The sequence below is a fragment of the Serratia sp. NFX21 genome (genome assembly GCF_048517035.1).
Classification (GTDB): domain Bacteria; phylum Pseudomonadota; class Gammaproteobacteria; order Enterobacterales; family Enterobacteriaceae; genus Serratia; species Serratia quinivorans.
Map to the genome: position 1 here is coordinate 4,499,708 of NZ_CP183196.1, position 24,674 is coordinate 4,524,381.

Genomic DNA, 24,674 nt, shown 5'->3' on the forward strand with positions numbered 1-24,674 from the left:
CCGCTGCGCTCTGCGCGAAAAACCCAACAAAACACCATATATAGCGTGGTTGATAAAACAAACATCTACATATAGTATTTAAGCCATCAACCGCAGGGAATATGTCGCGGTCGGTAACGCCGTCAGAAACGCCGTTCAATGCTCCGTTATCTGACCTTTCCGCCTTTCCTTCAGCTAAAAAGGTAAATGCGAATCATGAGCATTATTATTTACAGTAAACCGGACTGTGTCCAGTGCAATGCCACCTATCGCGCATTCGATAAACAAGGGATTGGTTATCAGGTGATCGACCTCACCCAGGATCAACAGGCGCTGAGCCATGTCAAATCCCTTGGCTATCAGCAGGTTCCGGTGATTATCGCCGGTGACGATCACTGGTCCGGTTTCCGCCCGGACAAAATTGGCGCACTGGCTCACGCCCTGGTGCCTTGAGGCCGACCATGAACCCGCTGGTCTATTTCTCCAGCAGCTCGGAGAACACCCACAGGTTCGTTGAAAAGTTGGGCTTGCCGGCGATGCGCATACCGATCGCCGGTGCCCGCAGCAAACTGTTGATGGAAACACCCTATATTTTGATCGTGCCCAGCTATGGCGGCGGCAGCGCCGTGGGAGCCGTGCCGATCCAGGTGATCCGCTTTCTCAACGATCCACAGAATCGCGCCTTCCTGCGCGGCGTCATCGCCGCCGGGAATACCAATTTCGGTGCAGCGTACGGCATTGCCGGCGACATCATCGCCAAAAAATGCCAGGTGCCTTTTCTTTACCGTTTTGAACTGCTCGGCACCACACAAGACGTTGCAAACGTTCGACAGGGAGTAACCGCATTTTGGCAACGACAGAACTGACCAGGCCCACCACCAGCGCGCTGGATTATCATTCGCTCAACGCGATGCTCAATCTTTATGATGCCGAAGGCCGCATCCAGTTTGATAAGGATCGACTGGCGGCACGACAATACTTCCTGCAGCACGTGAATCAAAACACCGTGTTCTTCCACAACCTGGAAGAGAAGCTGCGTTATCTGGTGGAAGAAGGCTATTACGAGCAAAGCGTACTGGCGCAATACGACTTCGCCTTTATCAAGCAGCTATTCCAGCAGGCCTACGCGAAAAAATTCCGCTTCGAGACCTTTCTCGGGGCCTTTAAGTACTACACCAGCTACACGCTGAAAACCTTTGACGGCAAACGCTATCTGGAACGCTACGAGGACCGGGTGTGCATGGTCGCCATGACGCTGGCAGCGGGTGATACCGCACTGGCGCAGGATTTGGTAGAAGAAATGATCTCCGGTCGCTTCCAGCCGGCGACGCCAACCTTCCTCAACTGCGGCAAACAGCAGCGCGGCGAACTGGTTTCCTGCTTCCTGCTGCGCATTGAAGACAACATGGAGTCGATTGGCCGGGCGGTGAATTCTGCGCTGCAACTGTCGAAACGCGGCGGCGGCGTGGCATTTTTGCTGACCAACATCCGTGAAGTCGGTGCGCCGATCAAACGCATTGAGAACCAATCCTCCGGCGTTATTCCGATCATGAAAATGCTGGAAGACGCCTTCTCTTACGCCAACCAACTGGGCGCACGCCAGGGGGCCGGAGCGGTCTATCTCAATGCCCACCACCCGGATATCCTGCGTTTTCTCGATACCAAACGCGAAAACGCCGACGAGAAGATCCGCATCAAAACCCTGTCGCTGGGGGTGGTGATCCCGGATATCACCTTCGAACTGGCGAAAAATAATGAAGAGATGTACCTGTTCTCGCCGTATGACGTCGAGCAGGTGTATGGCGTGCCCTTCTCGGAAATCAGCGTCAGCGAGAAATATCGCGAAATGGTGGATGACAAGCGCATCCGCAAATCACGCATCAATGCGCGCGAGTTTTTCCAGGTGCTGGCGGAGATCCAGTTCGAATCTGGTTACCCGTACATGATGTTTGAAGATACCGTCAATCGTGAGAACCCGATCGCCGGACGCATCAATATGAGTAACCTGTGCTCGGAGATTTTGCAGGTTAACCGCGCCAGCACTTACCACGATGACCTGAGCTATGACCAGGTGGGCAAGGATATCTCCTGCAACCTCGGCTCGCTAAACATCGCCAAAACCATGGATGCGCCGGACTTCGGCAAAGCCGTCGACACCGCGATCCGTGCGCTGACTGCGGTGGCAGATATGAGCGACATTCGTTCGGTGCCGTCGATCGCCGAAGGCAATCGCAGCTCGCACGCCATCGGTCTGGGCCAGATGAACCTGCACGGCTATCTGGCACGCGAACGCATCTTCTATGGCTCTGCAGAAGGTATCGACTTCACCAATATCTATTTCTATGCCGTCGCTTACCACGCCATTCGCGCCTCTAACCAGTTGGCGATTGAACGCGGCAGCGCCTTCGGCGGCTTTGAGGATTCCACCTACGCCTCCGGTGAGTATTTCAGCAAATACACCGAGCGGGATTGGCTGCCACAGACCGAGCGAGTTCGCACACTGTTTGCCGACGCCAATATCGCCATTCCAGGCCGTGAAGAGTGGCTGGCGCTGCGCCAGTCGGTGATGATGCACGGGCTGTACAACCAGAACCTGCAGGCGGTGCCACCAACCGGCTCCATTTCTTACATCAATAATTCGACCTCCAGCATTCATCCGATTGTGTCACGCATCGAGATCCGCAAAGAGGGCAAGATTGGTCGCGTGTATTATCCGGCGCCCTATATGACCAACGACAACCTGGAGTACTACCAGGATGCCTATGACATCGGGCCGGAAAAGATCATTGATACCTATGCCGCCGCCAGCCAGCACGTCGATCAGGGATTGTCGCTGACGTTGTTCTTCCGCGATACCGCCACTACGCGCGACATCAACCGCGCGCAGATTTACGCCTGGCGTAAAGGCATCAAAACCATTTATTACATCCGCCTGCGCCAGATGGCGTTGGAAGGCACCGAGGTGCAGGGCTGCGTGTCCTGTGCACTGTGAGGCAAATTATGAATAGCATTAAACCGGCGCAGCTGGTGCGCGCAGTCAACTGGAACATCATCGAAGACGACAAGGATCTGGAGGTGTGGAACCGTCTGACCTCCAACTTCTGGCTGCCGGAGAAGGTACCGCTGTCGAACGATATTCCCTCGTGGGCCACGCTGACGCCGAAGGAACAGCAACTGACCATCCGGGTGTTCACCGGCCTGACGCTGCTCGATACCATTCAAAATACCGTCGGAGCACCCGCGCTGATCGCCGATGCCATTACGCCGCACGAGGAGGCGGTGTACTCCAATATCAGCTTTATGGAGGCGGTACACGCCCGCTCCTACAGCTCGATTTTCTCCACGCTGTGCCAAACGCCGGACGTCGACGACGCCTACCGCTGGAGCGAGGAAAACCGTGCGCTGCAGAAAAAGGCCAGCATCATTTTGGCCCACTACCGCACTGACGATCCGCTGATGAAGAAGGTCGCCAGCGTGTTCCTCGAGTCGTTCCTGTTCTATTCGGGCTTTTACCTGCCGATGTACTGGTCGAGCCGTGCCAAACTAACCAACACCGCCGATCTGATCCGGCTGATCATCCGCGACGAGGCGGTACACGGCTATTACATTGGCTATAAATTCCAGAAAGGGTTGGAGAAGGTCGATGCCGCCCGCCGGCAACAGGTGAAAAACTTCGCCTTCGATCTGCTGCAGGATCTGTATGACAACGAGGTGCGGTACACCGAAGAGCTGTACGACGGGGTGGGTTGGACCGAGGACGTGAAAACCTTCCTGCATTATAACGCCAACAAGGCGCTGATGAATCTGGGGTACGAAGCGCTGTTCCCACCGTCGATGGCGGAGGTCAATCCGGCGATTCTGTCTGCGCTGTCGCCGAACGCCGATGAGAACCACGACTTCTTCTCCGGCTCCGGCTCGTCTTACGTGATTGGTAAAGCGGTCAATACCGAGGATGACGACTGGGATTTTTGAGGTTAATAGCAGGGGCGAATAACTTCGCCTTATAACGATAACCGGTGAACGGGCGCAGCATGCAGCGCCCCTACAATTCATTCTTTTGCTAGCTGCACATTACTTTCGAGAAAACCTCGCATATCGCCCCAGGAAAGCGTTTTTCCCGTTGCCACTACATTGGCATAACGATTTTCTGCCTCATCCTCAAAATTGCGGCGCAGTTCTCTTCTCTGAATTTTCTCGGTAATTGCCTGTAAAATAAAACTGTTAGAAGTTATACCACTTTGTTTTGCTGCCGCTATTATTCGACCTTCAAGCCTTTCAGGTATCAAAACAGTAATTATTGGCATAGTAAGTCCCTCTCTTACATCCTCAATATATTCATTCAGAGATCACGGCACGCTGCCGGATGCGTTGCCAGATGGCCCGCTTTTCATCGTCATCGGCGCTCGACCAGGCGGCGATTTCATCCAGCGTGCGCCAACAGCCACGGCACCACGATTTTTCGGTGTCGATCTGGCAAACATTATTGCAGGGCGAACGGACGCCATCATCGATCTGACTGCCCGTTTTCCTTCTTCTACTGCGGCCTACCATTAAACGCTTCCTCGCGGTGGATTTTCTGCCACAGGATACCCGATCCCGCCGCGGAAAAACCGGCCGCAAGCATCAGATAATGCCACCGTTGGCACGCAGGGTTTGGCCGTTGATCCAGGCACCGTCGGCACCGGCCAGGAATGATACCGCCGCGGCGATATCCTGCGGCTGGCCCAGACGCTCCAGCGGTGCCATTTTCGCCAGACGTTCGACAAGCTCCGGCGTTTTACCGTCCAGAAACAATCCGGTGGCGGTCGGGCCTGGCGCTATCGCATTGACGGTGATATTACGCCCGCGCAGCTCTTTCGCCAGCACGCTGGTCAGCGCCTCAACGGCGGCCTTACTGGCGGCGTACATGCCGTAGCTCGGCTGTAACAACCCGACCACGCTGGAGGAAAAGTTGATGATGCGGCCATTGTCGCGCAGACGTTTCGCCGCTTCACGCAGGGTATTGAAGGTGCCCTTCAGGTTGATGTCGATCAGCCGATCGGCATCGGCATCGCTCATTTCCGCCACCGGGGCCAGTGCAATTACCCCGGCGTTGTTGACCAAAATATCCACGCCGCCGAAGGCCTGTTCGGCGTGGTCAAACATTTTTGCCACCGCTGCGGCATCGCTGACGTCCGCTTTGGCGCTCAGCGCGCGGCCGCCATTTTGCTCGATTTTGCGCACCAGTTGATCGGCCAAAGCCTGATTACCTGAATAATTGACGATCACGGTCATACCGTCGGCGGCCAGCCGTTCGGCGATGGCGGCACCGATGCCGCGTGATGCGCCGGTTACGATGGCAACTTGTTGGGTGGTGGTGTTCATCTGATCTCTCCTCGTCGGCGCTGCGCCGGCAGACTTGCTGGCGTGAGGTCATCATGCACCTTTCGCAATGGCGGATAATCCCCTAATCTTCGTTATCACTATTCGAATAAAGCGAACAATCACATGGACAGAATTGATGCCATGCGTCTGTTCACCCGCGTGGTGGAACAACGCAGCTTTACCCAGGCCGCACAGGATCTGGCTCTGCCACGTTCGACGGTGACCGATGCCATCAAACAACTGGAGGCCAGGTTGCAGGTGCGGCTGCTGCAGCGCACCACTCGCCACGTCAGCCCAACGCTGGATGGCGAGGCTTACTATCAGCGCTGCCTGACTATTCTGGCGGATATCGAAGATGCCGAGATGGCCTTTGCCGGTGCAAAACCGCGTGGGTTGTTGCGCATTGATGTGCATGGCACGCTGGCCCGCCACTTTCTGCTGCCGGGGTTGCCCGACTTTCTGGCGCAATACCCGGATATCGAATTGTTTATGAGCGAAGGCGATCGGCTGGTGGATCCGGTGCGGGAAGGCATCGACTGCGTGATCCGCGTAGGTAAACTGAAAGACAGCGATATGGTGGCGCGTCGGCTGGGTGAGCTGGAAGAAGTGACCTGCGCGGCACCGGACTATCTGCAACGCTTCGGCACGCCGCTTGGCATCGATGAACTTGAAGGGCACCGCATGGTGGGTTTTCGCTCCTCGGCCAGCGGCAGCATAATGCCATTGGAGTTTAACGTCGCAGGCCGGCCGCAGCAGCTAATATTGCCCTGTACGGTGTCGGTCAGCGCGGCGGAAAGCCTGGTGGCTGCGGCTCGTATGGGGTTGGGGATTATTCAGGTGCCGCGCTATCACCTGCGCGACGATTTGGCCAGCGGCAGTCTGCTGCCGCTGTTACCACAATTCCCTTCCACGCCAATGCCGGTATCGCTGTTGTATCCCCGCAGCCGCCAACTTTCACCCCGGGTACGGGTATTTATCGACTGGTTCAGCAAGGTGTTCGCCGCAGGCAACCACTAAAAAACCGCCCATAAGGGCGGTCAATGGCTTACATTGTGCCGTAGTCCAGCGGGACCCAGTTGTAGCCTTCACCCTGCTGATTGAGATAACCCAATCCCGGGAATGACAGATGCGCAGCGCCCACCAGCACACTCTGCCGGGCGCTATCACCAAAGACTCGCAGGCGCTGAGCCACCGCCGCTTTGGCATCGCTGTCGAAACTTATGGCAACGCGCGGATCGGGAAGCTGCACTGCCGCCACATGGATCAGATCGCCAATCACCAGCAGCTTTTTACCTTCGCTCTCGACCAGATAAATACTGTGCCCCGGCGTATGGCCGTGAGTCGCGAACGCACTGATGCCTGGCGACAACTCACCGTCACTGGCGAAAGATTTAAAATGTCCGGCAGCCTGATAAGGTTTGATCGCCGCCATTGCTCTTTCAAACGAAGCTCTGTCTTCGCTTTTCGCCTGCTTCAATCGGCTCTCGCTCAGCCAAAAATCGGCATCCTGCTGACTGGCGCGCACCACCGCATTCGGGAATATCGCCCTGCCGTTTTGCGACAGGCCGCCGAGATGATCCGGATGCAGATGGGTCAGATAAATTTCGTCCACCTGCTGCGGCTGATAGCCGGCGGCCTTCAGGTTGGCCACCAGCTTGCCCAACCCGTCCCCCAGCAACTTGCCGGCGCCAGTATCAATCAGGATCAGCTTACTGCCGGTGTTGATCAGATAGGCATTGACCGAGGTGACCACCGGCAGTTTCTGATGGCGCTCGGCCAGGGCGTTTTCAATCTGCTTTGGCGAGCTGTTAAGCAGCAGTTTTTCCACCGGCAAACGGAGCACACCATCGGACAAGGCGGTGACCTCATAGCTGCCCAGCATGATGCGATAAAAGCCCGGCGCGGGGGTTTTCACCTGTGGCGCAGCGGCCAGAGTTTGCAGCGACATGACGGCCAGCGCCGCCCCCAGCAGGTAACGTTTCCAGAACATAACGACTCCTTATTGTAAATTTGGCAGCGCTAAGTATTGACGCAAAACCCAGAGCCTGCCCGCAAGAGCGATTACACAGGCAAAAAAAATCCCCGCGGGGGCGGGGAAAGGCAAAGAAAACTGAGTTTTTTTTGTTATACGAAGAATTTGGCCAGGACTAACAAAGAGAGTGAGACGTTGATCGCACCGCCGATACGGGTGGCGATCTGGGCAAACGGCATCAGCGACATACGGTTACCGGCAGTCAGGATGGCCACATCACCGGTACCGCCCTGCCCGCTCTGGCAGCAGGAGACAATCGCCACGTCGATCGGGTGCATGCCAATTTTTTTGCCGACGAAGAAACCGGTCGCCACCAGGGTGGAAACGGTGCTGACAATCACCACCAGGTTTTGGAGAGTGAAGGCGTTAACCAGTTCCTGCCATGGGGTGATGGCTACGCCAACGGCAAACAGGATTGGGTAGGTCACCGCCGTGCGGAAGAACTTATACACCACCTGCGAACCTTCCTGAATGCGTGGGGAAACACCGTGTGCCAGCTTCACCGCTACCGCCGCAAACAGCATGCCAACCGGTGCAGGCAGGCCAATCATGCGGTGCAGCAGCATCCCGACCATGTACAGCAGGATGGCCAGCAGCGCGCCACAGGCAATGGTGCTGACATCCACCTTGCCGCTGATTTTATCCACCGCGCTCATTTCGCTGTCACCCTGCTTGCTCGGCATCAGGCTGCCCTCACCGGTCAGGTGCGGGTAGCGTTTACCGAGTTGATTCAGCAAGCCGGCAAGCACAATGGCGGTCAGACTGCCGAGCATCACGATCGGCAAAATACGACCTAACGCCACCCCCTGCTCCATATGCAAAATTGCCGCGTAGCCCATCGACAGCGGGATCGCGCCCTCACCGACGCCCCCGGCCATGATTGGCAAGATCAGGAAGAAGAAGATCTGGAAGGGTTCCAGCCCAAGAGCCATACCAACGGCCATGCCCACCAGCATGCCGGCAATCTCTCCGCACAGCATCGGTACGAAGATGCGCAGGAAGCCCTGGATCAGCACCTGACGATTCATACTCATAATGCTGCCGACGATAATGCAGCAGATATACAGGTACAGAATATTGGTCGACTTATAGAATTTGGTGGTCGACTCCACCACCACATCCGGCAGCAGGCCGTAATGCACCAGTGCGGAAGGAATAAAGGTGGCGCAGATCGCCGCGGCACCCATTTTGCCGATCAGCGGCAGGCGTTTACCGAACTCACCGCAGGCAAAGCCAAAGAAGGCCAGCGTTGCGACCATCACTACGATATCGCTGGGTAATTTCCCTTCCAGGCAATCAAGTAAAATAAGTACGCCGGCCAGAACAAAGAACGGCAACGGAATAATCCCTACTTTGTAGTTATCCAGTATGTGCCACCATTTTTCACGCAACGGTATTTCAGCGGCTTTATCTTTGGCGACGAGGTAAGAATCATCTGTTGTGCTCATAATCTGGCCTCTTATTAGTTTGTTCAGCCATCATAGAGAAACGCACGGATTATCTGCTGTGATTTTGTTCAAAATAAAAAAGGGTTTTTAATGGTGGTTATGGTTTCTATGGTGTTAATTGAGGTTATGTAAAATACAGAGTGGTTTTAATGGTGTTAATGTTATTTTAACTTTAAAAGTTATCAATTTTATTGCAGTCATGAATGCAGCGACCCGCCAAGAATAAACCCGTGGCGGCGATCACAAGTTGATCCGGCGCAATATTACATGAACCCCGACTCATGATAGGGTAAGCGCTCAGGATTTCTCAGGGTGCCTCCCAGACCATGCGCATAAAACTCTCATTTCAAATCAAGCTATTCCTGTGCCTGGTCGCTTTCTCCTGCCTGCTGCTGAGCTTTATTGGCGCCTATACCTACTATCAGCTCGATGCCCAGTTGCACCGCGATCTCGGCGCGCGAGCGCAGGTGCAGGCAAGAGAGATTGCCCTGATCCCCTCGCTGGTCAGCGCGGTGGAAAAAAACGACCCGGTAAAAATCGCCGAGCTGATGAAAAAAATACGCGCCAGCAGCGATGCCAGCTATATCGTGATCGGCGATAAACAAACCCGGCATCTTTACCATTCTGAATATACCAACCGTGTCGGTACCCCAATGGTCGGGGGCGATAATAAAGAGGTTTTGGAAGGGAAAAGTATTATTTCCATCCGCAAAGGTGGCATCGGCATTTCATTGCGCAGTAAAGCGCCAATTATGGATGAGCATAATAACGTCATCGGCATTGTTTCGGTCGGCTATCTGAAATCCCATATCGACAATCTGAATGCCAGAACCCTGACGCAAATCGTCGGATCCATTGTGTTGTTATTAATCGCCCTGTTTGTTTTTTCCTGGCTGTTGTCGAAGAATTTAAAACGCCAGATGTTCTGGCTGGAACCCAAAGAAATTGCGCTACTGGTGCGTCAGCAAAAAGCCTTGCTGGAGGCCATCTATGAAGGCGTCATCGCCGTCGACCCGCAACTGCGGATCATCACCATCAACCACGCGGCGCGTGAACTGCTGGAGCTGCGCCAGCCTGCCGCCGCGCTGATGGGCCGCAATATCGGCGAGATTATCCAGTCACAGCCGGACTTCTTCGGCGCTTCCCAGTTGGGGCACGACACTCACGACGAGGTTTGTCGCTTTAACCACGTGCGGGTTATCGCCAGCCGGGTGCGTATTATGCAGGAGCAAGAGCTGCAGGGCTGGGTGATCAGCTTCCGCGACAAGAACGATATCAATACCCTGAGCAGCCAGCTCAGTCAGGTCAAACGCTACGCTGACAACCTGCGCATCATGCGCCATGAGCAGCTTAACTGGACTGCCACCCTGGCCGGGCTGTTGCATATGCAGCGCTACGACGAGGCGATCCGCTATGTGGAGGCTCAATCGGAAGGCGCGCAAGAAATTCTCGACTTTATTTCGCAGCGTTTCAGCTCGGCGGCACTCTGTGGTTTGCTGTTGGGCAAGTACTCCAGCGCCAGGGAAAAAGGCGTTGAGCTGCGCTTCGATCCCGCCTGCCAGCTACGGCAAATTCCGGCGGCGCTGAATGAAACCGAACTGATGTCGATCATCGGCAATTTGCTGGATAATGCGGTAGACGCTACGCTGCATTGCGCCGAGCCACACGAGGCGGTAGAACTCTATATTAGCGATATCAGCAATGAGCTGGTGATTGAAGTGGCCGATCGCGGTATCGGCATTGCGCCCGAGGTGCGCGATACGCTGTTCGAGCAAGGCGTCACCACCAAAGAAGATAAAGGTGACCACGGCATCGGCCTGCATTTGGTCGCCAGCCACGTAGCGCAGGCGCATGGCAGTATAGAAGTGTCGGACAACGAGCCGCACGGGGCCATTTTTTCTTTATTTATCCCTAAAACCTTATAACCCGTTTCGAGCACCCGAATGATGCAACCAGAAGCACTGGACGTTTTGATCGTGGAAGATGAGCCGCAGTTGGCCACGCTGCACGCCGAGTTTATCGAGCAAAACTTTGCTCTGCGGGTGGTGGCTTATGCCGCCACGCTGGCCGAGGCCAGAGCCAAGGTCAACGCCCACCAGCCGCGGTTGATCCTGCTGGATAACTTTTTGCCGGACGGCCAGGGCATCGAACTGATGGAAGAAGCTGCGGTGAAAAACCCCGGCTGTTCGGTGATCTTCATTACCGCCGCCAGCGATATGAACACCTGCAGCCAGGCGATCCGCAACGGTGCCTTCGACTACATCATCAAACCGGTGTCCTACAAGCGGCTGCGCAACTCGCTGGAGCGTTTTATGCAGTTTGTTCAAACCCAGCGCACCTTTAAGGTGATCGACCAAAGCAACGTCGACGCGCTGTATAACCTGCAATCCAAACAGTTCTCCAGCGAACCCAGTGCCAAGGGCATTGAAACCAATACGCTGGAGTTGGTGCAGGCGCTGTTTATCGAACAGCCGGAGGCGGCGCACGCGGTGGAAGACGTGGTCAAACAGGTGGGTATCAGCAAAACCACCGCCCGGCGCTATCTGGAATATTGCGTCGCTACCCAGTTCGTGCGCGTAGAGATGATGTACGGCAATATCGGTCATCCACGCCGCCTGTATCGCAAGGCTTAATCTGACATCTGGCTGTCATATTAAGCGGATAATATGACTGCGACGATATCCCCTCGATATCGGCACCTGTCGTTGAAATTAATGAAATACTGATGACTTTTACCCGGCCTATGGTCGGGTTTTTTATTGTCTGAATTCAGTGCCGAACGGGGAAATAACAAGATTATTGCAGCAGGATTATTTTTACCTAAAACCAAGAGTTTAAGGCGAATATCAGATTCAAATAATTGAATATCCACCCCACTACCATAGCCAATCGAAATGTTGATGTAAATCGCTAATATCCCATTCATCGGACATTGAGGGTTGTCTCAGATATTCACTGTGTTAGGGTATAGGCGACTATTATTTTCTATTGGGACATTTTTTATCGTTTGATAATTCATCAGAGGAAACAGCAAATTGCATGGCAATTAAACTCGAAGTAAAGAACCTGTATAAGATATTTGGCGAACATCCGGATCGCGCATTCAAACTGATTGAGAAAGGTCTGACAAAAGATCAACTGCTTGAAAAAACCGGGTTATCACTAGGCGTAAAAGACGCCTCTCTGGCCATTGAAGAAGGCGAGATATTCGTCATCATGGGGCTTTCCGGTTCAGGAAAATCCACCCTGGTACGCCTTCTCAATCGTCTGATAGAACCCACCCGCGGCCAGGTGCTGATTGACGGTGAAGATATATCGAAAATATCCGACAGCGCACTGCGCACCGTACGTCGAAATAAGATCAGCATGGTGTTTCAATCATTCGCTTTAATGCCACATATGAATGTGTTGAATAACACCGCATTCGGTATGGAATTAGCCGGTATTCCGCCGCAGGAACGTCAGGAAAAAGCCCTCGAGGCCCTGCGTCAGGTCGGACTGGAGAATTATGCTCATTCTTATCCCGATGAACTTTCAGGTGGGATGCGTCAGCGCGTGGGATTAGCCCGTGCCATGGCTAATAATCCGGATATATTATTGATGGATGAAGCCTTCTCAGCACTTGATCCATTAATCCGTACCGAAATGCAGGATGAACTGGTCAAATTACAGGCCCAACATCAGCGTACCATCGTCTTTATTTCCCATGATTTGGACGAAGCGATGCGTATTGGCGATCGTATTGCCATTATGCAGGGCGGTGAGGTGATTCAGGTCGGTACGCCGGAGGAAATATTAAATAATCCGGCCAACGATTATGTACGCACCTTCTTCCGTGGCGTAGATGTCAGCCATGTTTTCAGCGCCAAGGATATCGCCAAGCGTCGTCCGGTCGCGCTTATTCGTAAAACCCCCGGTTTTGGTCCGCGCTCAGCGTTACAGCTGCTGCGGGATGAAGACCGCGATTATGGTTATGTTGTTGAACGCGGAAAGAAATTTATCGGCGTGGTGTCGGTAGATTCACTCAAGCAGGCGCTGGCGGCCAATCTGACGCTGGATGACGCCCTGCTGGAAGCTCCCGCCCCGGTACCGGCCGACATGCCGCTAAGCGAACTGATTTCATTGGTCGCTCTGGCACCTTGCGCGGTACCTGTGGTCTGCGAAGAAAACAACTATATCGGAATTATTTCCAAGGCCATGCTGCTGCAGGCCCTGGATAAAGAGGGCCCAACGAATGAGTGATACTACACAGGATCCATGGGCCACTGCGCCTGCCGACGCCGGTGCCAGTGCCGCACCGGCCACTGACGCTGCAAATTCAGCGGCTCCCGCCGGCGATGCCTGGTCGAGCGCGCCGCCACCGGCAAGCCATGACGCCGCCAGTCAGGCCGCTCAGGGCGCCGACTGGCTGAATAGCGCACCGGCCCAGCCGGAGCATTTCAACCTGCTCGATCCGTTCCACAAGACCTGGGTGCCGTTTGACTCCTGGGTCACCCACGGCATTGATTGGCTGGTGCTGCACTTTCGCCCGCTGTTCCAGGGGATCCGCGTACCGGTCGACTTTATCCTCAGCGGTTTTCAACAACTGCTGCTGGGCATGCCGGCACCGATCGCCATTTTGCTGTTCTCGCTGATTGCCTGGCAGCTCTCCAGCCTCGGTATGGGTGCAGCCACTCTGGTCTCGCTGATAGCCATCGGCGCTATTGGTGCCTGGTCGCAGGCCATGGTGACGCTGGCGCTGGTATTGACCGCCCTGTTCTTCTGTATCGTCATCGGCTTACCGCTCGGCATCTGGCTGGCGCGCAGCAAGCACGCCGGCAAGGTCATACGGCCGTTATTGGACGCCATGCAAACCACGCCGGCCTTCGTCTATCTGGTGCCGATCGTCATGCTGTTCGGTATCGGTAACGTGCCGGGGGTGGTGGTTACCATTATCTTCGCCCTGCCGCCCATCGTGCGGTTGACCATTCTGGGCATTAAGCAGGTGCCGGAAGATCTGATTGAAGCCGCTGAATCCTTTGGTGCCAGCCCGCGCCAACTGCTGTTTAAAGTGCAGTTGCCATTGGCGATGCCGACCATTATGGCCGGGGTAAACCAAACGCTGATGCTGGCACTGTCGATGGTGGTGATCGCCTCGATGATCGCCGTCGGCGGTCTGGGCCAGATGGTGCTGCGCGGTATCGGTCGCCTCGATATGGGGCTGGCCGCCGTCGGCGGGGTCGGTATCGTGATCCTGGCGATTATTCTCGACCGTCTCACCCAGTCGCTGGGGCGCGATCGCCGCAGTAAAGGCATGGGGCGTTGGTACGCACACGGCCCCATCGGCCTGGTCACCCGGCCCTTCATCAAAAAGCCTTAATTGCCCTGCCCCCGGCCAGCGTCGGGGGCACCGATAAAATCGAAGGAACCACTATGCGCTCGACAGGAATTTGGGCTTTGGCCCTGACTTCATTGCTTGGCACACAGGCGTTCGCCGTCGAACTTCCCGGCAAAGGCGTCACGGTTAAACCCTTGCAAAGCACCCTCGCCGAAGAAAGCTTTCAGACCGAGCTGGTCAACCGTGCGCTGACCCAGCTGGGCTATAACGTCCAGCCGACCGCCGAGGTGGAATACAACATTGCCTACACCTCAATCGCTTCCGGTGACGCCACCTATATGGCGGTGAACTGGGATCCGCTGCAAACCGACATGTACCAAAGCGCCGGCGGCGACAAAAAGTTTTATCGCCAGGGCGCCTATATCACTAATGCAGCGCAAGGTTATCTGATTGACAAGAAAACCGCCGATAAATACCACATCAGCGATATTTCGCAGTTGAAAGATCCCAAGCTGGCCAGGCTGTTTGACGCCGACGGTGACGGCAAGGCCGATCTGGCCGGTTGTGAGCCTGGCTGGGTGTGCGGCAGCGCGATCAACACGCATATCAAAACCTATGGCCTGAGCAACACGGTTACTCAGAACCAGGGTAACTACTCCGCCATCATCGCCGACACCCTGACCCGCTATAAACAGGGCAAACCGGTGCTGTACTTCACCTGGACGCCGTACTGGGTCAGCGACGAGCTGGTGCCCGGCCGCGATGTGGTCTGGTTGACCGTGCCGTTCTCCGCCAGTCCGGGTTCGTTGAAAGACAAGGATACCGCGTTGTCGAACGGCAAAAATTACGGCTTCTTCGTCAATAACGAGCATATCGTCGCCAACAAGCAATGGGCGCAGGCCAACCCGGCGGCGGCCAAGCTGTTCGCCATCATGAAGCTGCCGTTGGCGGACGTAAATGCGCAGAACCTGCGGATGCACAAGGGCGAGAACAGCGCCGACGATATACAACGCCACGTAGACGGCTGGATTAAAGCCCACCAGGCCACTTTTGACGGCTGGGTCAGCACCGCTGCGGCGGCAGCGAAATAATCCCGACGTGCCGGAAATCCCGGCTTCATAACATAAAAAAGGTATTTCACTATGCGCACTACAGGAATCTGGGCGGTTGCCCTCACCACATTGATTAGCTCACAGGCGGTTTCCGCCGCGGACTTGCCGGGTAAAGGCATTAGCGTTCAGCCGGTGCAAAGCACCATATCTGAAGAAACCTTCCAGACGCTGCTGGTCAGCAAGGCGCTGGAAAAGTTGGGCTATGACGTCAAGGACACCCGTGAAGTGGACTATAACGTCGCCTACACTTCTATCGCCTCTGGCGACGCAACCTTCCTGGCGGTGAACTGGGATCCGCTGCACGCCGATCAGTACAAGGCCGCCGGCGGTGACGCCAAGTTTTACCGTGAAGGGGTTTATGTCAACGGCGCGGCGCAGGGTTATCTGATCGACAAAAAAACCGCCGATAAATACCACATCACCAACGTTGAGCAGTTGAAAGACCCGAAGATCGCCAAGTTGTTTGACACCAACGGTGACGGCAAGGCCGACCTGACCGGTTGTACGCCGGGCTGGGGCTGTGAGGCGGCGATTAACCACCACATCAAGGCCTACGGCCTGGATAAGACCGTCGAGCACAACCAGGGCAACTACGCGGCGATGATTGCCGATACCATTACTCGCTACAAGGAAGGCAAACCGGTGCTGTATTACACCTGGACGCCATACTGGGTGAGCGACGTGCTGGTACCGGGTCGTGACGTCGTCTGGTTGCAGGTGCCGTTTTCCGCCATGCCGGGCGAAATGAAAGATATGGATACCAAACTGCCAAACGGTGCCAACTATGGGTTCCCGGTGAACACCATGCGCATCGCCGCCAACAAGAAATGGGCCGAAGCCAACCCGGCAGCCGCAAAGCTGTTTGCCATCATGAAACTGCCGATTAGCGACGTGAATGCGCAGAACCTGCGGATGCATGAAGGTCAGGCGTCAGAAGCCGATATCCAGGGCCACGTTAATGGCTGGATCAAGGCGCATCAGGCCACCTTTGACGGTTGGGTGAAAACCGCCGCCGAAGCCGCGAAGAAGTAATAACACCGGGGCGCAGTTCACCACTGCGCCCCGTTCTATTCATTCAGCAATAGCTATCCCACTAAACTGCAAAAACCGCTCGGCGGTTCTGGACAGCGGCTGCGGCCATACGCAGTACACCTGTCGCCGCGGACCATCCTCGATCGGGATCGACACCAGCGAACTCAAACGCTGCGCCGTCGAAATGGGCACAATGCCTGCCGCCAACCCACGCCGCACCAGATTTTCCAGCCATTCGATATGGTCAATTTCAAAACTGACATGCCGCTTGATACCTGCCGCCTGAAACGCACGGTCGGTCTGCCGCCGGGCACCGGTCCCGCTGTAAAAGTCCACCAGCGGCACTTCTGACAGGGTTTGCAGATTGACCCGTTGACGACTGGCCAGCGGATGCTGCGTCGCCACCAGCGCAACCAGCGGCTCATCGGTTAGCTGCCGATGCGACACCGGCAGCATATCAATATCCCCCGGCCAGAGACCGACAAACGCCACGTCCGTCTTTTGTTGGCGGACGTCTTCCAGCAATGCTTCGCTCATGCCCACGTACAGCCGGATATTCACCGCCGGATAATGGCGATGAAAGTTGCCCAGTTTTTCGGTCAGATCAATCGCGTTTATGGTTGAAATAGTGCCGATGGTCAGGGTGCCGGATACCGTGCCGCTGGCGGCAACCACCTCTTCCACCAGCGCCTGTTTCGCCGCCAGCAGCCGTTGCGCCGGTTGAATAAACGCCTGCCCGGCGGTGGTCAGCCTGACCCGCCGCGAGGTGCGTTCGAACAATGTACAGCCCAGCTCCTCTTCCAGTTTGGCGATCTGGTGGCTAAGGGCAGACTGCACCGTATGGCAGCGCTGCGCCGCCCGGGTAAAGCTCTGCTCTTCGGCTACCGCCAACGCAAAGCGTATCTGTTTCAGGTTCATGGCATCTATCGCAAAATGAGATTGATCAAATGAAAATTATACATTGGATTCGCCGGCTGTCGTGCCCGATACTTCGGCTAACTTTTCCCTGTGATTAATATCTTATGAGCCAACAACATTCACAGCCGGGTCTCAGCCCGGCGCTGATCGTGCTGATCGCCATCGCCACCGGTCTGGCGGTCGCCAGTAACTATTATGCCCAGCCGCTGCTGGAAACCATCGCCCAGAACTTCGATTTATCGGTCAATCAGGCCGGCTTTATCGTCACTGCCGCCCAGTTGGGCTACGCCGTTGGCCTGCTGTTGCTGGTGCCACTCGGCGATATGTTTGAACGCCGCGGCCTGATCGTCTTTATGACGCTGCTGGCGGCGGGCGGCATGCTGATCACCGCCAGTTCCACGACCTTGCCGATGATGATCCTCGGGACCGCGCTCACCGGGCTGTTCTCGGTGGTGGCGCAAATTCTGGTGCCACTGGCGGCCACCCTGGCCCATCCGGAAAAACGCGGCAAAACCGTCGGCATTATCATGAGCGGCCTGCTGCTCGGCATTCTGTTGGCGCGCACCGTAGCCGGAGCGCTGGCGTCACTCGGCGGCTGGCGCACCATCTACTGGGTCGCCAGCGTGCTGATGATCCTGATGGCATTGATCCTGTGGCGCGCACTGCCGCGTTACAAGCAGCATTCGGGGCTGAATTACCCGCAGTTGCTGAAATCGATCTTCACCCTGTTTTGCGGGACCCCGCTGCTGCGTACCCGCGCGATACTCGGGGCGCTGTCGTTCGCCAACTTCAGCGTGCTGTGGACTTCGATGGCCTTTTTACTGGCGGCTCCACCGTTTGGTTATTCCGAAGGGGTGATTGGTCTGTTTGGCCTGGTCGGCGCTGCCGGCGCATTGGCGGCTTCACGCGCCGGGCATTTGGCGGATCAGGGTAAGGCCGGTTTAACCACCAGCGTGGGCCTGGTCCTGCTGCTGCTGTCCTGGATACCCATCGCTTTCGCTAAACAATCCCTGTGGGCGTTGATCGCCGGTATCCTGATCCTCGACCTGGCCGTGCAGGCCGTACACGTCACTAACCAGAGCGTGATTTACCGCATTATGCCGGAAGCGCGCAACCGCCTGACCGCCGGCTACATGACCAGCTATTTCATCGGGGGTGCACTCGGCTCACTGCTGTCTGCCTCGGCCTATCAACATGCGGGTTGGACCGGCGTTGCCGTGGCCGGGGGCGTTTTGTGCCTGCTCAACCTGCTGACCTGGTGGCGCGGCAAGCACCACGATCCGCAAGGACCGGCGACAATCTGATTAGCAAGCGAATAGTCATATCGGGAATTTATTAGCGCCGCAGGGTATAAACATTACTCACTCTCTGGTAATGTTCTGCAGATGAACTATTGATCTCTATATCCTGCGACACTAATAAAAATGCAAAGCCAAGCTGCAGAAAACCTCAATCCCCCAGCCGTCAGTTCTACCTTCACCCACGGCATCGTCGACAGTTTACCGATCGTCATCGGCTATGTGCCGGTGGCCTTTGCCTTTGGCCTGAGCGCCGTTAAGCTGGGGTTCTCCCCACTGGAGAGCATCTTCTTTTCCTGCATTATCTATGCAGGCGCCAGCCAGTTCGTGATCACCGCCCTGCTGAGCGCCGGCATGTCGCTGTGGGTTTCCGCGCTGACCGTGATGGCCATGGATATACGGCATCTGCTGTATGGCCCCGCTCTGCGCCACCGCATCGTCTCACGCATGTCGGCCGGTAAAACCGCACTCTGGGCCTTCGGCCTGACCGACGAAGTGTTCGCCGCCGCTACCGCCAAACTGATGCGCAATAACCGCAGCTGGAGCGAGAACTGGATGCTCGGCATTTCACTGTGCTCCTGGCTGTCGTGGGTAGCGGGCACCGCCATCGGAGCGCTGTTCGGTAACGGGCCGCTGGAGCAATACCCGGTGATTGAGGCCTCGTTGTCCTTTATGCTGCCGGCGCTGTTCCTCAGCTTCCTGCTGGCCGCCTTCAGGCGTCCACAAAGCCTGACCATCGTCGCCGCACTGGCTGGCGCGCTGCTTGGCGTGGTGCTGTTTTCCATTCCCGTCGCCATTTTAGCCGGCATCAGCGCCGGCTGTATTGCCACCCTGTTCCAACCCACCGCAACGGAGGCCATCGATGAACACTGATGTGGTGGTGATTGGCCTGGTGGTCGGTTGCGCGAATTATCTGTTCCGTTACTTGCCCCTACGCCTGGCTCCGGCGCGTGCCCAACCGGGCATTAAACGCGGTAAAACCGCGCTGTTGCTCGACAGCATTGGTATCGCCTCCATTTGCGCACTGTTGGTGGTGTCCAGCACGCCGGTGGTGATGCGCGAACCGGACAAGCTGTGGCCGACGCTGGTCGGCTTCGCCGCCCTGGGCCTGTGCTTTTACCGTAGCAAAAGCATCATTCTGTCTACCTTGATCGGTGCGCTCGCCTTTGGCATCACGTTAAAAATATTTATGATTTTCGGTCCTGCCAGCCTTTGATTTTATCCGTCATCCCCATTCTGAGCTGTCGCTCGTGAATGGGCCGTTGACAAATAACTTACAAATGACACGAATTGCTAAATTATTCGCACGGCTGAAGATTTACATTATTAATCACTATCGTTACTATCTCGAACGAAATTAATGAGGCCCCAAATTATGGAAAGCTCGTTTACTCCCATTGAACAAATGCTTAATTTCCGCGCAAAACGTCAGAAAGATTTTCCTTATCAGGAAATTCTGCTGACCCGGCTGTGCATGCACATGCAAAGCAAGCTGCTGGAAAACCGCAATAAAATGCTCAAGGCACAAGGGATTAACGAAACACTGTTTATGGCGCTGATTACTCTGGATGCGCAGGAGAATCACAGCATCCAGCCTTCTGAGCTAAGCTCTGCTCTGGGCTCGTCACGCACCAATGCCACGCGGATTGCCGATGAACTGGAAAAACGCGGCTGGATTGAACGCCGGGAAAGCGACCATGACCGTCGTTGCCTGCATCTGCACATGACGCCGCAGGGAGAAGAGTTTCTCAACCAACTGCTGCCACCGCAGCACAAATGTCTGCATTTCCTGTGGTCCACGCTGAACGATGATGAACAGCAACAGCTTGAACAGCTGACACGCAAGCTGTTAACGCGTCTGGACCAGATGGAAGTTTCAGGACAGTTATCCCAATAATTTCTGTTCAGGTAACCTACTATGCGATCCCCGTTTAACTGGAGATTCACCCCGCTGTTCGCCGTATTGCTGCTGGCCGGGTGCGCTTCTACCGACAATATTGCCCCGCAGTCCACCTTGATGGACCCGCAGAGCCTGCAATTGTCACAGCCGAAAGTCAGCTCGCTGAACGTTAGCCCACAGTGGTGGCGCTCGCTTAACGATCCACAGCTCGACAGTCTGATGACCCAGACGCTGCAAAGCTCACCGACGCTGAGACAAGCCGCCGGGCGCGTGCGCGAAGCGCAAAGTGTGATGGGTGAAGCCAGTGCAGCCAACGGCCCGAATCTGGATCTGAACGCCAGCAGCAACCGCCAGAAAGTCCCGCAAAACGTCAACATGGGATTGGGCTATCCACATAAGCCGATCTACGAGAGCTCCAACTCGCTGGGGCTGAATCTGGCCTATGAATTTGACTGGTGGGGTAAATACCGCAATCAGGTTAACGCCGCCAAGGCGCAGGTCGATGCGGCCCGCGCCGAGCAGGAACAGGCTGCGCTGACGTTAACCAGCTCGGTGGCCTCCGCCTATTTCCAGCTGCAGAGCAATTTCGCGCTGGAAAAACTGCTGCAACAGGAAGTCGACAACAACCAACGCCTGACGGATTTGCGCCAACAACAATATAAAGCCGGCATCACCGGTGTTGATGTTCCGCAACAAAGCCAGGCGCAGGCCGACGGTGCCAAGCAGCAGATCCTGCAACTGCAGTCGCAGATTGAACAACTAAGACACCAGTTGGCCGCGCTGGCTGGCCAGGGCCCAAGCGCGATGCAGCATCTGCGTCCGGTGGCTCTGCCCGCCAGTAATCTGATGGCGCCAAAAGGTGAACTGACCGCCGATCTGCTGGGCAAACGCCCGGATATCGCCGCGCAGCGTCAGTTGGTCGAGTCTTACAACCAACGCGTCAGCGCCGCCCGCAAGGAATTTTACCCCAGCCTGACCATTTCAGCCTTTGCCGGCCTGACTACCACCAACACCAGTGGGACCAGCCCGAATCTGTTTGAAGCGGCCAGCCAGGCCTGGAACGTGATGCCGGCGATTTCATTGCCGATCTTCCACGCCGGTGCGCTGCGCAGCAAACTGGGTGAGGAGTCCGCGCTGTATGACCAGGCGGTGGAGTCCTATAACCAAACCATCCTGAATGCCGTGCAGGAAACCGCCGATGCCATCACCGTCCAACAAAGCACTGCGCAACAGCAGCTGCAGGCGGCATCTGCGTCCCAATCGATGCAACAGGTGTACCGCGTCGCTAACGCTCGATACCAGGCAGGGATTATCGGGCGCGACCAGTTGTTAACCAGCCAGACGCAGCTCTTGCAGCAGCAACAGGCGGAACTGAATGCCAACAGCAACTTGCTGCAGGCGAAGATAGGACTGATCCGTGCGCTGGGCGGTGGCTATCAGGCCCCGGTCGCTGCGGATTCAAAAGCATAATAAAATAGAGAGCTTGGAGAACACCATGAGCGCAAGCGCGGAGACTCAGACCCCGCCACAACCTGTCGGCAAAAAGAAGCAGCGCAAGTTTTGGCTGCTGTTGATGACGGTTATTTTCGTTGTTATTGGGGTGGCATATTTAGTGTATTGGTTCCTGGTGTTGCGTCATCATCAGGAAACGGACGACGCCTATGTGTCCGGTAACCAGGTGCAGATCATGGCCCAGGTGAACGGTAGCGTTAACAGCGTCAACTTCGACAATACCGACTACGTGAAGCAGGGGGATGTGCTGCTCACGCTGGATCCGACCGATGCCGAACAGGCGCTTGAACGCGCCAAAACCGGCCTGGCCAACAGCGTGCGTCAGACCCACCAGCTGATCATCAACAGCAAGCAGTATCAGGCCAACATTGCCCTGCGCAAGTCTGACCTGAGCAAGGCGGAGAACGATCTGAAGCGCCGCGTGGTACTGGGCAGCCTTGACGCCATCGGCCGCGAAGAACTGCAACATGCGCGTGATGCGGTCGACAGCGCCAAAGCGGCACTGGAAGTGGCAGTTCAGCAATACAACGCCAACCAGGCGATGGTGCTGAACACCCCGCTGGAGCAACAGCCGGCTATCCAACAGTCCGCTGCGCAAATGCGTGACGCCTGGCTGGCGCTGCAACGTACCAAAATCATCAGCCCGATCACCGGCTATGTGTCCCGTCGCAGCGTACAGGTTGGCGCGCAAATCGCCGCCGGTTCCCCGCTGATGGCGGTGGTGCCTGCCGATCACATCTGGGTGGACGCCAACTTCAAAGAAACCCAGATCGCCAATATGCGCATCGGTCAGTCGGCCACCGTGGTCAGTGATATTTACGGTGACGACGTGGTGTACAGCGGCAAAGTGGTCGGTATCGATATGGGCACCGGCAGCGCCTTCTCTCTGCTGCCTGCGCAGAATGCTACCGGTAACTGGATCAAGGTGGTTCAGCGCCTGCCGGTACGTATTGAACTGGATGCCAAGCAAATCGCCGATCATCCGCTGCGTATCGGTCTGTCGACGCTGGTGAAAGTGGACACCACTAACCTGGACGGCCGCGTGCTGTCTGACGTGGTGCGTGACAAGCCGTTGTATCAGACCGACGCGCTGGCGTTGAACCTGGCACCGGTTAACCAGATGATCGCCGACGTGATCCATGCGAATGCCGGCTAAGCGCGTGGGAGGCTACCTTGGCACAGAAACCGCTTGAAGGTGCCCAGCTCGCCTGGATGACGGTCGCGCTCGCCATGGCGACCTTTATGCAGGTGCTGGACTCCACCATTGCCAACGTGGCGATCCCGACCATCGCGGGTAACCTCGGGTCTTCCAACTCGCAGGGTACCTGGGTGATCACCTCGTTTGGCGTGGCGAACGCTATCTCGATCCCGATCACCGGCTGGCTGGCGAAGCGCGTCGGTGAAGTGCGGCTGTTCCTTTGGTCCACCGCACTGTTCGTGCTCGCTTCCTGGCTGTGCGGCATCTCCAACAGCCTGGGCATGCTGATCTTCTTCCGCGTGATCCAGGGCGTGGTCGCGGGGCCACTGATCCCGCTGTCGCAAAGTCTGTTGCTGAACAACTATCCGCCCGCCAAGCGAGCAATGGCCCTGGCGCTATGGTCGATGACGGTGATCGTCGCGCCAATATTCGGGCCTATCCTCGGCGGTTATATCAGTGATAACTATCACTGGGGCTGGATCTTCTTCATCAATATTCCAATTGGCGCCGTAGTGATCCTGGTGGCGATGTCGACGTTGAAAGGCAGGGAAACCAAAACCGAGATCAAACCGATCGATACCATCGGTCTGGTGCTGTTGATCGTCGGTATTGGTTCGCTGCAGGTGATGCTCGATCAGGGCAAGGAGCTGGACTGGTTCAACTCCACCGAAATAATAGTGCTAACGGTGGTGGCGGTAGTCGCGCTGGTGTTCCTGATCATCTGGGAACTGACGGACGACCACCCGGTGGTGGATCTGTCGCTGTTCAAGTCGCGCAACTTTACCGTCGGCTGCCTGTGTATCAGCCTGGCCTATATGCTGTACTTCGGCGCCATCGTGCTATTGCCGCAGCTGCTGCAGGAGGTGTATGGCTATACCGCCACCTGGGCGGGGCTGGCTTCGGCGCCAATCGGGTTGATACCGGTATTGCTGTCGCCGATCATCGGCAAGTTCGGTAACCGGCTCGACATGCGACGGCTGGTGACCTTCAGCTTCATTATGTATGCCGTGTGCTTTTACTGGCGCGCCTATACGTTTGAACCGGGAATGGACTTTGGCGCTTCGGCCTGGCCGCAGTTTGTCCAGGGCTTCGCCATTGCCTGCTTCTTTATGCCATTGACCACCATTACGCTGTCCGGCCTGCCGCCGGAGCGTATGGCGGCGGCATCGAGCCTGTCGAACTTTACCCGTACGCTGGCGGGTTCGATCGGGACGTCGATCACCACCACGCTGTGGACTCAGCGCGAGTCGCAACACCACTCGCAGCTGGCGGAGTTTGTGAATCCTTACAGCCCGCAGTCGCAGGACATGTACCGGCAACTGGAACAGATTGGCATGAGCAAGCAGCAGGCGTCGGCCTATATCGCCAACGAGATCACCGCGCAGGGGCTGATTATCTCGGCTAACGAGATATTCTGGCTGTCCGCTGGGGTGTTCCTGGTCCTGCTGGCGCTGGTCTGGGTGGCGAAACCGCCATTCAGCTCCGGCGGTGGGGGCGGCGGCGCTCACTAAACAGTAGAAAGCAAAACGGGCACCCCAGGGTGCCCGTTTTTTTATAAAATATT

At 56.2% G+C, this 24,674-nt stretch carries 24 protein-coding genes; 18 read left to right on the forward strand and 6 right to left on the reverse strand.

Annotated features, from left to right (window positions below; all coding sequences use genetic code 11):
- The first annotated feature begins 195 nt into the window (after window positions 1–195).
- Genes nrdH through nrdF form a run of 4 tightly spaced genes read left to right on the forward strand, consistent with a single transcriptional unit; the run spans window position 196 to window position 3,951 of the window.
- Window positions 196–432, forward strand: a complete 237-nt coding sequence (nrdH, locus tag ACNT1W_RS21045) for a glutaredoxin-like protein NrdH (protein ID WP_012146427.1) — start codon at window positions 196–198, stop codon at window positions 430–432.
- 8 nt (window positions 433–440) lie between these two features.
- Window positions 441–845 (forward strand): class Ib ribonucleoside-diphosphate reductase assembly flavoprotein NrdI, encoded by a 405-nt coding sequence (gene nrdI, locus ACNT1W_RS21050; protein ID WP_017893761.1) that lies wholly within the window; start codon window positions 441–443, stop codon window positions 843–845.
- Window positions 827–2,971 (forward strand): class 1b ribonucleoside-diphosphate reductase subunit alpha, encoded by a 2,145-nt coding sequence (gene nrdE, locus ACNT1W_RS21055; RefSeq protein WP_419246108.1) that lies wholly within the window; start codon window positions 827–829, stop codon window positions 2,969–2,971. Before nrdI ends, nrdE begins: the two co-directional genes overlap by 19 nt.
- Window positions 2,972–2,979: 8 nt before the next feature.
- Window positions 2,980–3,951, forward strand: a complete 972-nt coding sequence (gene nrdF / locus ACNT1W_RS21060; protein WP_419246109.1) for a class 1b ribonucleoside-diphosphate reductase subunit beta — start codon at window positions 2,980–2,982, stop codon at window positions 3,949–3,951.
- Window positions 3,952–4,028: 77 nt separating this feature from the next.
- On the opposite strand, the gene ACNT1W_RS21065 is transcribed toward nrdF, so the two are convergent.
- The 3 genes from ACNT1W_RS21065 to ACNT1W_RS21075 form a co-directional block, all read right to left on the reverse strand.
- Entirely contained in the window at window positions 4,029–4,283 is a 255-nt protein-coding gene (locus ACNT1W_RS21065; protein WP_115183951.1) for a CopG family transcriptional regulator, read from the reverse strand.
- Between the two features lie 31 nt (window positions 4,284–4,314).
- Window positions 4,315–4,530, reverse strand: coding sequence for a DUF1289 domain-containing protein (locus ACNT1W_RS21070; protein WP_012146432.1), 216 nt, complete (start codon window positions 4,528–4,530; stop codon window positions 4,315–4,317).
- A gap of 72 nt (window positions 4,531–4,602) precedes the next feature.
- Complete coding sequence (locus tag ACNT1W_RS21075) at window positions 4,603–5,343, reverse strand: SDR family oxidoreductase (RefSeq protein ID WP_017893764.1); 741 nt, start codon at window positions 5,341–5,343, stop codon at window positions 4,603–4,605.
- Between the two features lie 123 nt (window positions 5,344–5,466).
- On the opposite strand from ACNT1W_RS21075, the gene ACNT1W_RS21080 reads away from it, so the two are divergent.
- On the forward strand, window positions 5,467–6,360 hold the full coding sequence (locus ACNT1W_RS21080) for a LysR family transcriptional regulator (protein ID WP_012146434.1): 894 nt from the start codon (window positions 5,467–5,469) through the stop codon (window positions 6,358–6,360).
- A gap of 28 nt (window positions 6,361–6,388) precedes the next feature.
- Here the strand turns inward: ACNT1W_RS21080 and ACNT1W_RS21085 are convergent, their stop codons facing one another.
- Together ACNT1W_RS21085 and ACNT1W_RS21090 are read right to left on the reverse strand one after the other, a co-directional pair.
- The gene (locus ACNT1W_RS21085; protein ID WP_419246110.1) at window positions 6,389–7,333 is read right to left on the reverse strand and encodes an MBL fold metallo-hydrolase; all 945 of its coding nucleotides are present in this window, start codon (window positions 7,331–7,333) and stop codon (window positions 6,389–6,391) included.
- A gap of 134 nt (window positions 7,334–7,467) precedes the next feature.
- Entirely contained in the window at window positions 7,468–8,823 is a 1,356-nt protein-coding gene (locus ACNT1W_RS21090; RefSeq protein ID WP_017893767.1) for a 2-hydroxycarboxylate transporter family protein, read from the reverse strand.
- Window positions 8,824–9,149: 326 nt separating this feature from the next.
- Between ACNT1W_RS21090 and ACNT1W_RS21095 the strand changes: the two genes are divergently transcribed.
- From ACNT1W_RS21095 to proX (ACNT1W_RS21120), 6 genes are all read left to right on the forward strand, one after another.
- Window positions 9,150–10,748 carry an ATP-binding protein gene (locus tag ACNT1W_RS21095; protein ID WP_017893768.1) on the forward strand — a complete coding sequence of 533 codons (1,599 nt, stop codon included), beginning with the start codon at window positions 9,150–9,152 and terminating at the stop codon, window positions 10,746–10,748.
- Between the two features lie 21 nt (window positions 10,749–10,769).
- Entirely contained in the window at window positions 10,770–11,456 is a 687-nt protein-coding gene (locus ACNT1W_RS21100) for a response regulator (protein ID WP_115183947.1), read from the forward strand.
- A 406-nt stretch (window positions 11,457–11,862) separates the two neighbouring features.
- A complete protein-coding gene (proV, locus tag ACNT1W_RS21105) occupies window positions 11,863–13,065 on the forward strand; it encodes a glycine betaine/L-proline ABC transporter ATP-binding protein ProV (RefSeq protein WP_012146439.1) in 1,203 nt (400 codons plus the stop codon).
- Entirely contained in the window at window positions 13,058–14,182 is a 1,125-nt protein-coding gene (gene proW, locus ACNT1W_RS21110; RefSeq protein WP_218218391.1) for a glycine betaine/L-proline ABC transporter permease ProW, read from the forward strand. Before proV ends, proW begins: the two co-directional genes overlap by 8 nt.
- A 53-nt stretch (window positions 14,183–14,235) precedes the next feature.
- Window positions 14,236–15,231, forward strand: coding sequence for a glycine betaine/L-proline ABC transporter substrate-binding protein ProX (gene proX / locus ACNT1W_RS21115; RefSeq protein ID WP_419246111.1), 996 nt, complete (start codon window positions 14,236–14,238; stop codon window positions 15,229–15,231).
- 51 nt (window positions 15,232–15,282) lie between these two features.
- Window positions 15,283–16,284 carry a glycine betaine/L-proline ABC transporter substrate-binding protein ProX gene (proX, locus tag ACNT1W_RS21120; protein ID WP_012146442.1) on the forward strand — a complete coding sequence of 334 codons (1,002 nt, stop codon included), beginning with the start codon at window positions 15,283–15,285 and terminating at the stop codon, window positions 16,282–16,284.
- A gap of 39 nt (window positions 16,285–16,323) precedes the next feature.
- Here the strand turns inward: proX (ACNT1W_RS21120) and ACNT1W_RS21125 are convergent, their stop codons facing one another.
- Window positions 16,324–17,202, reverse strand: coding sequence for a LysR family transcriptional regulator (locus ACNT1W_RS21125; RefSeq protein WP_012146443.1), 879 nt, complete (start codon window positions 17,200–17,202; stop codon window positions 16,324–16,326).
- 104 nt (window positions 17,203–17,306) lie between these two features.
- Here ACNT1W_RS21125 and ACNT1W_RS21130 point away from each other — a divergent pair, with 104 nt between their 5' ends.
- From ACNT1W_RS21130 to emrB, 7 genes are all read left to right on the forward strand, one after another.
- On the forward strand, window positions 17,307–18,506 hold the full coding sequence (locus ACNT1W_RS21130; protein WP_012146444.1) for an MFS transporter: 1,200 nt from the start codon (window positions 17,307–17,309) through the stop codon (window positions 18,504–18,506).
- Window positions 18,507–18,626: 120 nt separating this feature from the next.
- Window positions 18,627–19,373 (forward strand): AzlC family ABC transporter permease, encoded by a 747-nt coding sequence (locus tag ACNT1W_RS21135; RefSeq protein WP_419246112.1) that lies wholly within the window; start codon window positions 18,627–18,629, stop codon window positions 19,371–19,373.
- Window positions 19,363–19,716, forward strand: coding sequence for an L-valine transporter subunit YgaH (gene ygaH, locus ACNT1W_RS21140; RefSeq protein WP_012146446.1), 354 nt, complete (start codon window positions 19,363–19,365; stop codon window positions 19,714–19,716). Before ACNT1W_RS21135 ends, ygaH begins: the two co-directional genes overlap by 11 nt.
- Before the next feature lie 159 nt (window positions 19,717–19,875).
- The gene (gene mprA / locus ACNT1W_RS21145; protein WP_012146447.1) at window positions 19,876–20,397 is read left to right on the forward strand and encodes a transcriptional repressor MprA; all 522 of its coding nucleotides are present in this window, start codon (window positions 19,876–19,878) and stop codon (window positions 20,395–20,397) included.
- 21 nt (window positions 20,398–20,418) lie between these two features.
- Complete coding sequence (locus ACNT1W_RS21150; protein WP_012146448.1) at window positions 20,419–21,870, forward strand: efflux transporter outer membrane subunit; 1,452 nt, start codon at window positions 20,419–20,421, stop codon at window positions 21,868–21,870.
- A 25-nt stretch (window positions 21,871–21,895) separates the two neighbouring features.
- Complete coding sequence (gene emrA / locus ACNT1W_RS21155; protein ID WP_012146449.1) at window positions 21,896–23,068, forward strand: multidrug efflux MFS transporter periplasmic adaptor subunit EmrA; 1,173 nt, start codon at window positions 21,896–21,898, stop codon at window positions 23,066–23,068.
- Window positions 23,069–23,085: 17 nt separating this feature from the next.
- Complete coding sequence (emrB, locus tag ACNT1W_RS21160) at window positions 23,086–24,621, forward strand: multidrug efflux MFS transporter permease subunit EmrB (protein WP_012146450.1); 1,536 nt, start codon at window positions 23,086–23,088, stop codon at window positions 24,619–24,621.
- The last annotated feature ends 53 nt before the right edge of the window (window positions 24,622–24,674 follow it).